At 72.2% G+C, this 13,897-nt stretch carries 15 protein-coding genes; 5 read left to right on the forward strand and 10 right to left on the reverse strand.

Going from position 1 to position 13,897, the window contains the following annotated elements; translation table 11 throughout:
- Window positions 1-23: 23 nt before the first annotated feature.
- The 5 genes from ACFTXQ_RS16265 to ACFTXQ_RS16285 all read right to left on the reverse strand — a co-directional run bounded on the left by ACFTXQ_RS16265 (window position 24) and on the right by ACFTXQ_RS16285 (window position 4,225).
- Entirely contained in the window at window positions 24-1,262 is a 1,239-nt protein-coding gene (locus ACFTXQ_RS16265) for a hypothetical protein (protein ID WP_382641141.1), read from the reverse strand.
- Complete coding sequence (locus ACFTXQ_RS16270; RefSeq protein ID WP_382641143.1) at window positions 1,259-2,107, reverse strand: hypothetical protein; 849 nt, start codon at window positions 2,105-2,107, stop codon at window positions 1,259-1,261. Before ACFTXQ_RS16270 ends, ACFTXQ_RS16265 begins: the two co-directional genes overlap by 4 nt.
- Before the next feature lie 54 nt (window positions 2,108-2,161).
- Window positions 2,162-3,250: a serine hydrolase domain-containing protein gene (locus ACFTXQ_RS16275; RefSeq protein WP_382641242.1), complete on the reverse strand. Its 1,089-nt coding sequence runs from the start codon at window positions 3,248-3,250 to the stop codon at window positions 2,162-2,164.
- Between the two features lie 177 nt (window positions 3,251-3,427).
- On the reverse strand, window positions 3,428-3,931 hold the full coding sequence (locus ACFTXQ_RS16280) for a winged helix-turn-helix domain-containing protein (protein ID WP_382641146.1): 504 nt from the start codon (window positions 3,929-3,931) through the stop codon (window positions 3,428-3,430).
- Between the two features lie 210 nt (window positions 3,932-4,141).
- Window positions 4,142-4,225 (reverse strand): putative leader peptide, encoded by an 84-nt coding sequence (locus ACFTXQ_RS16285; protein ID WP_353962688.1) that lies wholly within the window; start codon window positions 4,223-4,225, stop codon window positions 4,142-4,144.
- Window positions 4,226-4,661: 436 nt separating this feature from the next.
- On the opposite strand from ACFTXQ_RS16285, the gene ACFTXQ_RS16290 reads away from it, so the two are divergent.
- The 4 genes from ACFTXQ_RS16290 (at window position 4,662) to ACFTXQ_RS16305 (ending at window position 8,076) form a co-directional block, all read left to right on the forward strand.
- A complete protein-coding gene (locus ACFTXQ_RS16290; protein WP_382641149.1) occupies window positions 4,662-5,870 on the forward strand; it encodes an acyl-CoA dehydrogenase family protein in 1,209 nt (402 codons plus the stop codon).
- Between the two features lie 131 nt (window positions 5,871-6,001).
- Complete coding sequence (locus tag ACFTXQ_RS16295) at window positions 6,002-6,460, forward strand: RrF2 family transcriptional regulator (RefSeq protein ID WP_382641152.1); 459 nt, start codon at window positions 6,002-6,004, stop codon at window positions 6,458-6,460.
- A 137-nt stretch (window positions 6,461-6,597) separates the two neighbouring features.
- The gene (locus ACFTXQ_RS16300) at window positions 6,598-6,696 is read left to right on the forward strand and encodes a putative leader peptide (protein ID WP_382641155.1); all 99 of its coding nucleotides are present in this window, start codon (window positions 6,598-6,600) and stop codon (window positions 6,694-6,696) included.
- 270 nt (window positions 6,697-6,966) lie between these two features.
- Window positions 6,967-8,076 (forward strand): aliphatic sulfonate ABC transporter substrate-binding protein, encoded by a 1,110-nt coding sequence (locus tag ACFTXQ_RS16305; RefSeq protein WP_382641158.1) that lies wholly within the window; start codon window positions 6,967-6,969, stop codon window positions 8,074-8,076.
- Window positions 8,077-8,140: 64 nt separating this feature from the next.
- On the opposite strand, the gene ACFTXQ_RS16310 is transcribed toward ACFTXQ_RS16305, so the two are convergent.
- The 5 genes from ACFTXQ_RS16310 to ACFTXQ_RS16330 form a co-directional block, all read right to left on the reverse strand.
- Window positions 8,141-8,911 (reverse strand): lysophospholipid acyltransferase family protein, encoded by a 771-nt coding sequence (locus ACFTXQ_RS16310; RefSeq protein WP_382641161.1) that lies wholly within the window; start codon window positions 8,909-8,911, stop codon window positions 8,141-8,143.
- 146 nt (window positions 8,912-9,057) lie between these two features.
- A complete protein-coding gene (locus ACFTXQ_RS16315; RefSeq protein ID WP_382641164.1) occupies window positions 9,058-10,410 on the reverse strand; it encodes a hypothetical protein in 1,353 nt (450 codons plus the stop codon).
- Window positions 10,411-10,429: 19 nt separating this feature from the next.
- Window positions 10,430-11,884: a hypothetical protein gene (locus ACFTXQ_RS16320; protein ID WP_382641167.1), complete on the reverse strand. Its 1,455-nt coding sequence runs from the start codon at window positions 11,882-11,884 to the stop codon at window positions 10,430-10,432.
- 240 nt (window positions 11,885-12,124) lie between these two features.
- Window positions 12,125-12,634, reverse strand: coding sequence for a hypothetical protein (locus ACFTXQ_RS16325; RefSeq protein ID WP_382641170.1), 510 nt, complete (start codon window positions 12,632-12,634; stop codon window positions 12,125-12,127).
- Between the two features lie 101 nt (window positions 12,635-12,735).
- The gene (locus ACFTXQ_RS16330; RefSeq protein WP_382641173.1) at window positions 12,736-12,936 is read right to left on the reverse strand and encodes a DUF6059 family protein; all 201 of its coding nucleotides are present in this window, start codon (window positions 12,934-12,936) and stop codon (window positions 12,736-12,738) included.
- Window positions 12,937-13,122: 186 nt separating this feature from the next.
- On the opposite strand from ACFTXQ_RS16330, the gene ACFTXQ_RS16335 reads away from it, so the two are divergent.
- Window positions 13,123-13,896, forward strand: a complete 774-nt coding sequence (locus tag ACFTXQ_RS16335) for a BTAD domain-containing putative transcriptional regulator (RefSeq protein WP_382641176.1) — start codon at window positions 13,123-13,125, stop codon at window positions 13,894-13,896.
- Window position 13,897: the final 1 nt, after the last annotated feature.

The following is a 13,897-nucleotide window of genomic DNA, read 5'->3' on the forward strand; positions in this document are numbered from 1 at the left end:
CGAGGGCGTGCCCGGAGCAACGGCTACCCGGGGCTCACGAGCACGCTGTGGTGGAAGCCCAGGCGTGGGTCCGCCCAGCGGGGCAGGCCCGGTACGTACTCCCTCAGCTCCGGCATGCGCACGCGCAGCCGGACCGTGTTCGCCGGGTAGTCGTAGACCGTGATGGTGTTGAGGCCGCGGTTGGCGGTGAACAGCAGGCTCTGGTCGGCGGACAGCCGGCAGGCGTAGACGGAGTCGAGCAGAGTGCCGCGGGAGACCCGCAGCGCGCCGAGGAAGTGCCGGCTGCTCGGGCCGGGTGACCCGCGGGTGAAGGCGTCGGTAACCTGGCGCACCGCCTGCCGTCCGGCCAGCAACTGCTCGGTGACGGAGGGACGTTCGTCGATGATGCGGTGGGTGGCGAAGTCGGCGAGGCCCAGCATGACGATGGTGCCGCTGCCGCCGTTGCAGTAGATCAGCTCGCGGTCGGAGACGCAGACGTCGGAGTTGATGTGGACCGGTGCGTCGCTGGGGGCGGTCCAGTGGCGCAGCACCCGGCCTTCCGCCGCGTCGATCTCGAAGGCGTACTCCTTGAGGTAGGACATGGCCCACTCGTGCCAGTCGCGGCCCTCCTGGGGCGCGACCCGGAAGGACAGGGCGTAGAAGCGGTCATCGCGCGGGTGGACGGCCACGTGCCAGCAGGTGGTCGGCAACTCCACGCGGCGGACGGTTCCGGTGTGCAGGTCGAAGACGGCGACCTCGCGGGCCTCTCCGCGGGTGGGATGGTCCATGCCGCCGTAGACGAGGTAGCGTCCGGAGGCGGTGGTCTGCATCGCATGGGGCAGTTTCAGGGCGTGCGGTCCCAGGCGTTCGGGACGCTCCAGCCGGTCGAGGTCGAAGCGCCACAGGTGCTCGCCGATCGCGGCCACCGCCTCGCGGGCGCCGAGCCAGGCGACGTGCGTACTGCCCTTGAGCGAGGAGTCCGTGGGCTCGATGCCCAGGGTGGACAGGCGGCCGAGCTCCGCGGTGTCGGCGGTGTCGTAGAACATCAGGTGCTGGCCGGTGTTGCCGAGGAAGCCCGTCCGCCCGTCCGGGCTGACGCTCACCGCGTGGCCGCCCGCGATCCCGTCGTAGTATTCGATCTTGTACGCGTACCGGCCGCTCGCCGGGTCGTACTTGAAGACGCAGACTCCGGCGCGGCCCTCCAGACCGTTGAGGCCGTTGCCGTCGAGGGCGACGTGGAAGGCGTACGGGTAGTCCGGATTCCCGGACGTGGCCGCAGTCACCTTGCGGGACCGAAGTGGCGGAAGCCGGCGGCGTCGATGCGGTGGGGGCGGGCGGGGCTGCGGGGCGGCTCCGTGCCGCGGGCGCGTGCCTCGATGGTGTCGAGCGTGTGCGTGAAGGAGCGGCGGTACGCGTCCTCGACGAGGGTGCGGCGCACCACCGGCCAGAGGGCCGGGCTGACCGCCCGCCAGAGCACGGGGAGCGCGATGCGCTGGTACGCACGGACGGTGATCAGGGTCGTGCCGCGGTCGGTGCGGGCGAAGGACACGGACCCGTCGTCCTGGAGGGCGGAACCGTTCGGGCTGTGCACCTGGCGCCAGCGCAGGACCTGCTCGTCCGGGCGGTGGTCGATGGTCTCCGCCTTGCAGACGTCCAGTACCGGGGCGCCGGAGAGGGCGAGGTAGGCGGGCTGGGCCCGGTTCACGCTGCGTTCGACCTGGCGTACGGCGCGGCCGGCCTGGTCCCGCTCGGCCACGGCGGTACGGCCGCCCAGGTAGCCGGCGGTCATGCTGATCACCTGGGCGATGTCCACGCGGGTCGTGAACTCCTCGAAGGCGACGTCCACCGTCCGTGCGCAGGAGAAGAGGACCGTCTCGTCGAGCTGGCGCCAGCGCATGCCGTCGGCGGCGGCCGGCGCGGCGTCGATCAGTCCGTCCAGCGGTGCCAAGTGCCCGGCGATCGCCTCGTACTCGGCCGGACCGACGGCTGACGGGTCGATGCCGAGCGCAGGAGGTACGGGGCCGCTCGTGCGGGGGAGGTCCAGCAGGCCCACGATGAGCCCGGCGGACCGCTCGGCCGCGGAAAGCGCCAGGCGCACCGCCTCTCCGGCCGGCGAACGATTCAGCATGATCACGCCCTACCCGTCCCGGCTGCCGCCCATGCCGGGAACGGCCCGTGCCCGTTATTTGGTCCAGATGTCCAGCAGTTGATTGGCCGCGCGGAAACTGTCGGGCGAGTCCGTGTTGCACGCGACGGTTACCGCGGTGTTGCGGTCCGGGCTCACCTTGAAGGTGCTGTGGAAGCCCTCCCAGTCGCCGCGGTGGACCAGGCTCTTGTCGGGCAGGAGGAGGATTCCGGCGCCGTAGCGGCCCTCTTCGATGCCGCGCGGACGCAGGACGTCGCCCACGCTCACCGCGCCTTCCGTGACGCCGGTGAGCAGTTGCGCTCCGCCGATGCGACCGGTGCGGTAGTTGTCGGCCCAGCGGACGAACTCGCCGGCGGTCGTTTGGACGGACCCGTCTCCGTACTGTTTCCACGGGGAGGAATTGGGAGTGAAGGAGCCGTTCTTCTCGTCGTACGACTTGGCCTTGCCCGGCACGTCCACCGCGGGGGACAACCTCATGCGCAGGTGCAGCGGGGTGAAGAACTCCTGTTGGAGGAAGGTCGGGAACGGCGTGCCGGTGACCTTCTCGACCACGTGTGCCAGGAGGACGTAGTTGGAGTTGGAGTAGGAGAAGCGCTTACCGGGCGGGTCTTGCGGCCGTGAGGCGAGGATGGCCGCGATCGCTTCCTTCTGGCCTGCCGGATCCGTCATTTTGATGCCCTTGGCCTCCAGCAGGTCCTGGTAGTCGGGGATGCCGCTGGTGTGGCGCATCAGGTCGCCCAGCGTGACGTCCCGCGTCCAGGCGGGCGGGTTGTCGAGGTAGTCGGACAGGGGGTCGCTCAGCGCGAGTTGGTGGCGTCCGGCGAGCAAGAGGAGTGCGTCCGCGGTGAATTGCTTGGAGTTGGACGCCATGTCGAAGACTGTTTTCGGGGTGATGGCGCGTCCGGTCGTCAGATCGGCCTTGCCCCTCCCGGCCTCCCAGACGACGCTTCCCCGTACGCCGACGGCTGCGGCACATCCCGGGCCGTCCGGAGACGGCACCAGCTCCTGGAGAACGTTTGCGCTGCGTTTCTCGCGGTCGTCGCCGGCCGCGTATGCCGGCGGGCACGCGACACCCGCCAGTACGACCGCGACCATGGCGCCCCCGGCGCCGCACAACGACACCATCCGTTTCACGGACACCACCTTCTTTCCGATCGCCGGTGGCCCGTGGCCGGCGCTCCGATCGGCTCAGGTGTCCTTTCGACGCTATCAGGGGGGTCGGCGACCCGCACACGGACGGAGCACTCAAGGGCCGGTCAGCGGCAGGCCGGGGTGGTGACGGCCTCGTCGGACAGCTTCCGGCTACTGGTGGTCGGGCACGTACTTGTAGCCGACACGGCGCACCGTGGAGATGCGGCCCCGGTGGGCCGGGCCGAGCTTGCGGCGCAGCCGGGCCACGTGGACGTCGACCGTACGGCCGTCGCCGACGTGTCCGTAGCCCCAGATGTCCGTGATGAGGGCGTCACGCGTGTGCACCGTGTACGGGTGGGCCACGAGGTGGGCCAGGAGATCGAACTCCAGGTAGGTGAGGTCGAGTTCGCGGCCGTCGATTTCGACCAGCCGGCGTGTCCGGTCGACCCGGATGGCGTCGGGGTACGCCGGCGGGGGCGTGGGCTCCAGGGGATGGATCTCGGGGCGCACGCCTCGCGCTTCCAGCAACGCCACCGGGTCGACGTCCGCCGGCAGGAACACGAGGTATCCGACCCGGGCGGCGCCCTCAGGGCCGTCCGGCGGGCGGTCACCGACCAGTTGGAGGCGTGGGGCGGGTTCACGGCGGGTGGCGGGTACGGGAATTGCGGTGGTCACGATGAGCCCCTTCGGCTGCTCGGAGTGAGGTGCGGACGCCGGGTGTCGGGCTACGGCAGGGCAGGGGTCTCCGTGACGGATTCGACGGGGACGACCCGTACGACGGCTCAGCGGGGCCGAGATGGTCAGGAGAAAGGCGCGACGGCGACGATGACGTCGGCGGTTCCCGGAATGTCGGTGCGCGCCGGGGAGGTGCCCTGCGAAATGGCCCTAAACGGGTCGGCAGACGGCGCTGGCGACGCGACGGAAGTCAACGTGCCTGCGGCGTACGAGCAACGGCTGCGACGGGGGCATGCCCACATCGTGCGGTGCACGGCGGGCGCGCGTCAACACTTCCCTACTGATTGTGTAGGGAATGGCCGGATGGAGCGACCCCTGGCGCCGACGCGCACGCGCCGGCGGCGAACTCGACGCGTTCTCGTGCCCCTTGACCGCCCACCACCTGCATCGTCTTTCATTCCGAGATCGGACTGTCCACGATCCGGTCACGCTCTTGCCGGTCGGTGCACTTCGGGGCGAGTATCCCTATCAATCCGATGGGAAAGCTGGGGATTCGGTGAAGTGCGGTCGACGACGAAGACGCTGACGCTGACGCGCTGAGCGAGCGCCCCCAGCAACCGGCCGACGCCACCCAACAACGTTCCGGAGTAGCCGACATGACCCATGCCATTCCCCAGGGCAGCGCTGTCCGTCCAGCCCCCGCCCCACACCACGGCACTCGGGCCTGCCGGTGACCCCCATATCGACGGCGCCGAGCCCCGCCGGCCCCCGGTCGGCCGACGAGCAGCGCCGCGCGCTGCTGCGTACCGCCCGCGATGTGGCGGAGGACCTCGCCGCGGACGCCATCGTGCGCGATCAGGCGGGCAGGCCGCCGACCGACGAGACGGCCAGGCTGCGCGAGGCCGGCCTGCCGGCGGCCCTCACCCCGCCCGGGCCCGGCCGCGGGGCGGACTGGCGTACGGCGTGCGCCGTCATACGGGAGATCGCCACCGCCGACAGCTCTGTCGGCGCCATCCTCGCCCGCCACTACGTACACGCGTGGAGCGGACGCTTCTACGCGAGTCAGCACCACGCGACCGACCTCGAAGAGGCGTCGGTGCGCGAGAGGTGGCTGTGGTCGGGCGCGGTCCACGCGCCCGCGCCCGACGACGAGACCGACGGACCGGACCTCACCCTGCGGCCGCGCGCCACCGGCTACGTGCTGAACGGACGCCGGTCCGTGCCCACGGCGGTGGCCGCCGCCGACCAGATCGTGGTGGACGCGCTCTGCGCCGCGACCGGTGACGTCCTGGTCGTACGGCTCCCGCCCACCGCACGGGGCGTGAGCGTCGAACCCGCCCGCGACCGCCTCGGGCAGCGCCTCGCCGGCGCGGGCGAGGTCCTCCTCGACCGGGTCGCGGTCACGCCCGGGCAGGTGCTGGGCCGCCGGCCGCACGACGAGGAGTCGACCACACCCTTCACCGCGCTCGCGGAGCCGGCGCTCCGGCTCGCCCTGTGCCACGTCGGCCTCGGGATCGCCGAGGGCGCCCTCGTCGAAGCACGCGACCTCAGCAGGGGCGGCCGCGCACACCGGCCGCCCGGCGGCGACCCGGACCTGCTGCTGACGTACGGGGAACTCGCCTCCGCCGCCCAGACGGCCACCGCCGTCGTCGACCGGGCGACGGAGATGATGGCGCAGGCCCTCGCCGCAGGCGCGCAGCTCGATGCCGAGGAGGCCTCGGGCGTCACCGCCCTGGTCGCCACGGCCGAGGCCGTGACGTCGAAGGCCGCCCTGCACGTGTCGGCCCGGGTGCTGGAGCTCGCCGACGCCCCCGGCCTGGACCGGTTCTGGCGCAACGCCCGGGTGCTGACGGCCCACCGCCCGGTCGCACACCGCCTGCGCTCCGTCGGCGAGCACTACCTCAACGGCTCCCACCGCGCGGTGGCGGCCTTCCGCTGACGCGGGGCGCCGCGCGGGATGCGGGTCCGGTACCAGCCGCATCCCGCCCACATCCCGCCCGCCGGGTGGGCCGGCGGCCGACGGCCCACCCGCGACGGACACCGGCCGAAACCGTACGGGATAATGTCCGCATGCGGATCTCAGCCAGGGCGGACTACGCGGTACGTGCCGCACTGCAGCTCGCCGCGTCCCACGAGGGCGGCCCACTGAAGGCCGAAGCCATCGCCGACGCCCAGGACATTCCGCACAAGTTCCTCGAAGGCATCCTGAACGACATGCGCCGAGGCGGTCTCGTGCTCAGCCAGCGCGGCGGCAACGGCGGCTACCGGCTGGCCAAGCCGGCCCGCTCCATCAGCATCGCGGATGTCATCCGCGTCGTGGACGGGCCGCTCGTCTCGGTGCGCGGGGTCCGCCCCCCTGACCTGTCCTACACCGGCCCCGCCCAGTCGCTGCTCCCCCTCTGGATCGCCCTGAGGGCCAACGTGCGGGAGATCCTCGACGGTGTGACGCTCGCCGACGTCGCGTCGTCCGAACTGCCCGCCGACGTATCGGCGCTGACCCAGACGCCCGGCGCCTGGACCAATCCCTGACCCACCTGGGTCTTCTCGCATCGCGAGATCTTCGCGTCCACCATCTGGTCAGCCCCTTGGGGTCCGTACCCCGCCTCTGCCACCATGCCTACCAACCCGGTGGGAAAACCAGGAAACAGGAAAGGGGTGAAGCGGCCGTGCGACCAGTGCACCACGCAGGCCTGCCCATGCCCCTGGCCTCCCGCCGGCACATCGACCTGGTCCGTACGTCCAGCGCCATCTGTCAGTTCTCCTGACACGGCCCACCGGCCCGGCCCACGCGCAGGCACCGCAGGCACCGCCGTGCGCTGCCCCGCCCCGCTGTCCGGCGGCCGCGCCGGCCCTCTGCCGGCCTCTGCGCCCCGCACGCCTTCGAGCGCGGGCGTGCGCACCCGTCCGCTTCCCCACCTACGACGGCGTTCCCGCCACCGACGGCCGGGAGTGGGTGACGTGCGTGCGGATGGGCCTCGCATCGCCCTTCTCCGTTCCCGTACCTCCGTGAACCCGTCCCGTGAAAGGACCCCTCCGTGTCTGCCGCAAGACCGCTCAACACCCTGCGCGCCCTCGCCGTCACAGCAGCGCTTCCCCTGCTGCTCACCGCTTGCGGCTACGGCTCCGAGGGGAAGAAGCAGAACGACACGGCCAACGTCGCGGCCACCGGCGGCAAGCCGCTGTCGGCCTCGGAGGTCCGCATCGGGTACTTCCCGAACCTGACGCACGCCACCGCGCTGGTCGGCCTCCAGGAGGGCCTGATCCAGCAGGAGTTGGGCGCCACCGCCATCAAGCCGCAGACGTTCAACGCCGGTCCGTCCGAGATCGAGGCCCTCAACGGCGGTTCCCTCGACATCGGCTTCATCGGCCCCTCGCCGTCGATCAACGGCTATGTGAAGTCCAAGGGCTCCAACCTGCGGATCATCTCCGGCTCCGCCTCCGGCGGCGTCAAGCTCGTGGTGAACCCCGCCAAGATCAAGACCCTGGACGACCTCAAGGGCAAGAAGATCGCCACCCCTCAGAAGGGGAACACGCAGGACGTGGCGTTCCTCAACTGGATCTCCGACAGGGGCTGGTCGGTCGACTCGGAGTCCGGCAAGGGCGACGTCTCCGTGGTCCGTACGGACAACAAGGTCACCCCGGACGCCTTCAAGCAGGGCTCCATCGACGGCGCCTGGGTGCCGGAGCCGACGGCCTCCAAGCTCGTCTCCGACGGCGGTGAAGTCCTCCTCGACGAGGGCAGCCTGTGGCCCGAGAACAAGTTCGTGATCACGAACGTCATCGTGTCGCAGAAGTTCCTCAAGGAGCACCCCGACGTGGTCGAGGCATTCCTCAGGGGCACGGTGAAGACCAACCAGTGGATCCGCGCCCACCAGGACAAGGCGAAGGTCTCCGCGAACGCGAAGCTCCTGGCGGACACCGGCAAGGGTCTCGAATCGAAGGTCATCGACCCGGCGTGGCCCAGCATCCGGGTCATCGACGACCCGCTGGCCGCGACGTTGAAGAAGCAGTCGGACTGGGCGGTGAAGGCCAAGCTGATCGAGCAGCCCGACCTCTCCGGCATCTACGACCTGAGGATCCTGAACAAGGTCCTCAGGGCCGCCGGCAAGCTCGAGGTCTCCGACGCCGGTCTCGGCGCCAAGTAGTCCCGAAACCCCCGGCGACCCCAGGACGTGGCGCCCCGGACCGGGCGCGGCACCGGCCGTCAGGTCAGTCGAACAGGTGCTCCCGCTCGGCCAGTTCGCGGTCGATCAGTTCCTGGACGGCGGTACGGGTGGTGTCGCTGAGCCGGCGGGCGGCGTCCCGGCGGGCGGCCAGGCCCTCGGGGCGGGCCGGGGCCGGGATCGGTTCGCCGACGGTGATCGTCCAGTTGGACGGCAGCGGGAAGGGGGTCGTGACCGGGAAGTACGGCACGCCGAGGAGCCGGGCGAGGGTCGGCACCTCGCCGAGCTTGGGGCAGGCCTCCTCCGCGCCGACGATCCCGACGGGCACCACCGGGGCGCCCGCGCGGATGGCGGCGACCGCGAAGCCGGGGCTGAAGGAGCGCAGGCGGTACCGCTCGGTGAACGGTTTCTCCAGGCCGGCGATGCCCTCCGGGTACACCCCGACGAGCCGTCCCTCGTTGAGGTGGTCGACGCCTGCCGTCGGCCCCATGGGCAGCGCGCCGTTGCGGCGCGCGTGCCGCCCCAGGATCGGGGTGCGGAAGACGAAGGGGGCCGCGAGGAAGCGGACGCGCCGGTCCAGGGCCCGGCCCAGGACCTTGTCCAGCACGAACGCGTCGAGGCCCCACGCCCCGGAGTGGTTGACGGCGATCACGGCCGGGCCCTCCACGGGGATGTTCTCCAGGCCTAGCGCGACCACCCGGAAGTAGTCGTCGACCAGCCAGTCGAGGAGGCGGTCCCACGCCACCCCGCCGGCTTCGCCGAGCAGCCTTTTGACGGAGCTGAGTTCCGCCCCGGTTGCCTTGAACACCTCAGCCACGCTGTCCTTCACGGCCGGACCTCACTCTCAGACGGGATTCCGCTGGTTCAACGGCCGTGAGGTCTGTTGATCACGGCCGATCCGGGCGGAACCGCGGGAAGTCGTCCGTTCGAGGCACGGTCGGCGGGAAGGGGTCTCGCCCGAGGTCAGTCGGACAACCGCCGTGCGGCGCGCCGGACATCGGCGGCCGCCCGCGAGCACCGGTCGGCGTGCGCGAGCAGGGTCATGCGGAACCGTTCGCCGGCCTCGCTCCCGTTCCAGCCCGTGTCGGCGGCGCAGGCGGAGAGGCTCTCGGCGTGCCGCTCCAGCCGGTCCGCGCCCGCCTGTCCCCGCGCCCCGTACCCCGGCGGGGCGGCATGCCCGTACGCCGCTGCGGCGGGGCCGTCGGACGGGGCGAGGAGTACGGGGCGCGCCTCGGCGGTGATCCCGCGGACGACCGCTCGGCCGACGAGCGCGGCGAAGCGGGCGACGGCGCAGCCGGACGGGTTCCCGCACAGCGCCGGCGCCGGGTCCGTACGCTCGCCGTCGGCGCGCCGCCCCAACAGTGCCGGGACGTAGAGGATTTCGTCGCCGGCTCCGATCCCCGGGCCGTCGGCGCCGAGCGGCGCGCGTACCGGGTAGACCACTGCGGACAGTGCGGGGTAGTGCTCCAAGGCCCGGTCCAGGGCGCGGTCCACGGCCTCCGCCACCTCCCCGGCCCCGAGCAGGGTCAGGGCCTGGAGCGCCGACGCCCCGGTGGCCGTCGACACCAGGGCCAGCGCGTGCGCGAGGGCCGGGTGCGTCTCCGGAGCGCCGCTGCCCCGGGTCGCCAGCCTGGCGGCCAGGGAGCCGGGCTCGGGGTCGGCCAGGTACGGCGCCAGCCGCCGCCGTACGGCCTCGGCCCGCGCCCCGTACGCGCGGCTGCCCGCGGCGCCCGCCGCGGCCCTGACCATCTCGCTCAGCAGGGTGTCCTCGGTGGCGCGGGCCCCCAGCACGACGTGCCGGCTCAGCCGCAGCATCTCGGCGTCCCACCGGTCGCGGTCCAGGGTGCCGTCCTCCCGCCGGGCACCGGTCACGCGAGCGAGGTGCTCGGCCACCCGGGCGGTCAGCCCGTCGAGCTCGTCCTCCGTCAGCACGTCCCACGCGCCCGCCGGCGCCGCGTGCGGCGACAGTCCGCAGCGGCGGCCGTCGGGGGCGAGACCGTAGGCGGTTCCCAGCGCGCCCGCCGCGTCGGCACGGGTCAGCAGGCTCTCGGCGTCCGCCCGGGTCAGCGGCACGACGAAGGTGCCGAAGGGGGTGCGCAGCCGTACCGGGGCCCCGTCCCGGCCGTCCCGCAGGTGCGCCATCAGGCGGCGCGTCAGCCCTTCGCGGGTCAGCGCGTCCAAACCGAGCGTGCGCGCGGGCAGGTCGGCCCACGGCATGCGCCGGGCCACCAGTGCGGCGCTGAAGAGGAGGTTCTCCAGGGGCCGGGCCGTCTCGGGCCGCGAGGCCGTCGTGGCCGGGCCGTCGGCATGGGTCATCGGTCGGTCTCCCTCGTGGTCACTTGTCGCGGAGCATGTACGGCTGGTTCCCCACGACTTCGCCGTCGTAGGCGCTGATCAGTTCGTTCACCCGGTCCCGGTGGTGCGCCATCTCCCCGCGCAGGGTGTCGGAGTAGGCCTGCGGGGCGTGGGACAGCGGGTAGTCGTAGGACTCGTCCAGCCAGGTCAGTTCGACCCAGTCGGCGGGGAGGTCATGGGGGGAGGCGGGTCCGCGCCCGTCGAGCATGGGGATCACGTCGTGCTTGTTGACCAGGCTGATGACCCGGGTGGTGTGGTCGGCCGGGCGCTTGTTGTCGATGGGCGAGCCGAGCGTGACGACGTGGGTGATCCGGTGGGTGGACGCCAGCTCCGTGTCCATCGCCAGGTTCATCGCCGTCAGCCCGCCCAGGCTGTGTCCGACGAACATCAGCTCCGCCCCGGCCGGCACCCCCGCCCGCTGCAGGAGCTTGCGCGCGGCGCGGGTGTAGGTCGTCTCGGAGCGCAGGCAGCCGTCGAAGGCGCCGATCAGGTCCTGCGGGGTGCTGTTGCTCGGCAGACCGAAGCTGGTGCCGGGCAGCAGCAGGACGTACCGGGTGCGGCCGTCGGCGCACTCGACGCGCCGCAGCAGCACCAGCCCGTGGTTGCCGAGCGCGCCGATGTCGTTGATGTAGCTGACGATGTCGTTGCGGGAGGTCTTCAGGACCTTGGCGAGGATGGAGTCGGGCTCAATGCGCTCCGCCCGTCCGGGGCCGGGGTTGAGGTAGCGCAGCAGCGAACTCGGCAGGCCGAAGAAGGGGTCCGTGTCCGGCACGCCGCCGGCGAGCGTCACCCAGGAGAAGTCGTCGTTGACCGGGTTCTCGTCGAGGAGGCCCAGCAACGCCAGCAGCTCCATGATCACGGGGCTTACGGTGGTCAGCGCGCGGGTCACGCCGAGCCGCTCGACCAGCGCGTGCAGTGCCCGCAGGGCCTCCCAGCGGTTCCCCTCCACCATGGCAGCGGTCAGCCGCCTCGCCAGTGGCGAGTCGAGGTTCGGGTGCTCGGCCGCCGCCGCCTCGATCCTCATCGCGAAGGCGTCCACGGCCATGGTCACGGCGGCCGGGCGGCGGTGGGTCACGTTCCCCGCCATCCGGGCCAGTTCCCCGACGAGCCCGCCGTTGGGTCCGAACCCCAGGCCCGAGGGGCTGGTCAGCGCCTTGGCGCATGACGCGGCCGTGGCGAGCGCCCATCCGGGACGGCGCAGGGCGGCCAGTCCGAACCGCCAACTGCTCAGCGCTCCGGTGAGTTCCGCACCGGCGTGCTTCGCGGTGAGGGCCGCGTCCGCCAGCAGTACGGACGCCGCGATCAGGAGCTCCGCGTCCGGTCCCGCCGCCGGCCCGGCGGGCGCGGAGGCCGGGACGGCGCCGACGGTGCCGGCGGGCAACCTGGTCTGCCCCGGAATGGGCTGAGCTGCTTCTTCGACCACCTGAGGCGTCATGGTCCTCCCTCTCACCGCTGTGCGGCCGTTTCGCCGTGCTGCCCCCCTTCGCCAGGCATGCTGGCATCGAAAGTGATCGACCGGGCCCGCGCGCGGGCCGTCGGCGGGCTTTCGGGGCCCGGTTCCACGGGGCGTCGGCCGGGCCGCGGCCGCCCCGGCGCATTCGCCGGCCCGGAGGATGAGCAGGCGTTCACCGTGTTGACGCGGCCCTGGCCACGGCGATGGCGCGGCGGGCGGCAGTCAGTGCCCGGTGGACGCCTTGACCACCGCGACCGCCGTGCCGATCGCCGCGTCGATGGCTCCGGCCAGCAGGGCGAACACGGTCCCTCCGCCCATGCGGATCCCGCCGTAGCAGCCCCACGCGAACAGGGTGGCGATGTTGACGCCGGCCGCCGTGAGCAGGGCCGTGTCCAGGCCCATCGCTCCCAGGGCCGAGATGCCGATCAGGAGGAGCGGGCCCACCGCGGACAGCAGCAGCGGGCTGCTGACGAAGAGCATCGCGCGCAGGTCACGTCCCCGTGCGAGCGCGCCGTGCGTGACGCGATGGGCCTGCTGATCGGCGACCAGCGCGGCCAGCCACAGGCCCAGTGAGGCGGTCGCGACCGTCGCCGCGGCTCCGGGGGCGTCCGGATGGGTGCTCCCCGCCAGCCCGATGACGACGGAGATCATGGTGATCGTCGCGTAGAGCCGCTCCTTGAGCCGGGCCGCGGCCGTCTCCGTACCCATGGCGGGCGTCGCACGTTCCGTCACGGATCCCACCGTAAGGTGCGGCCGTCCCGGGCTCCGGGAGCAACACCTGCCGTCCCGGTCCCCGGCGGCGCGGGCCCGGGGCTGCCACGTCCCCGGGGGGCTCACGGCCAGCCCGGCAGGTCCTTGCTGAGCATGAGTTCGAGTTCGGTCAGGGGGTCGGCGGGGCCGAGGCGCTCGGGGTGGCCGGGGGGCGGTTCCGTGAGGCGGGGGGTCGGGGGCGGTGGCGGGGGGATCCACATCAGGCCCGCGGCGGTGAGCCACTCCCCCAGGATTTTCAGACAGCGCAGTACGTACGACGGCATCCGCGGAGCTTCCCGGACCTCGCCAAAGCCGCTCCAAAGCCGCTGTTCACCACGCCGTCGCGAGCGAAAGATTCCAGCCAATCGGGGTACGTACGTACTTTCCCCGATGCGTGGACAGGGCCACTCCTCGGAGAGTGGGCCCGGCGGGACACGAAAGCGTGTTCCCACTACTTCACGGGGTGTCCGATGCGCTACGAACTGCTTGGTCCGCTGCTCGTCTCGAACGGCGCGGCCAACCATTCCCTCAGTGCTCCCAAGATGGAGATGACGCTGGCCACGCTCCTCATCGCGGCCGGACGCGTCACCACCAAGGAGCAACTGGTCTCCGAGCTGTGGAGCACGGCTCCGCCGCGGCGGGCATCGGCCGCCGTCCACGTCTACCTGTCCCAGCTGCGCAAGTTCCTCGTCTCCGCCGGGGACCACGCGGGCAAGGCCATCGTGACCAAGCCGTCCGGCTACGTGCTGCGCCTGGACGGCGCCGGCTACGACGTCGACGACTTCCAGGAGCTGATGCGCACCGGCCGTGCCCGCCAGCACGCGGGCCAGTACGAGGCGGCGCTGGAGGCCTTCGAGCGTGCGCTGCTGCTCGTGCGCGGGCCGGTGCTGGACGGGATCGCCGAGGGGCCCGTGCTCTCGGCGTTCGCCACGTGGGTGGAGGAGGAGCGGCTGGACTGCCTGGAGCTGTCCGTCGAGGCGCGCACGGCGCTGGGCCGGCACCGGGAGGTGATCAGCCTCCTGAACGGGCTGATCGCCCAGTACCCGCTGCGCGAGTCCTTCTACCGCCAGCTGATGCTCGTCCTGTACCGCTCCGAGCGGCAGGCCGAGGCCCTGCGCGTCTACCGCTCGGCCCAGCAGGTGCTGCGGGCCGAACTGGGCCTGGAGCCCTGCAGGTCGCTGCGCCGTCTGCACCAGGCGATCCTCACCTCGGACCGGCTCCTCGACCTTCCGCTGGCGGGCTGAC

This window comes from Streptomyces sp. NPDC057010, from assembly GCF_042673805.1.
Classification (GTDB): Bacteria; Actinomycetota; Actinomycetes; order Streptomycetales; family Streptomycetaceae; genus Streptomyces.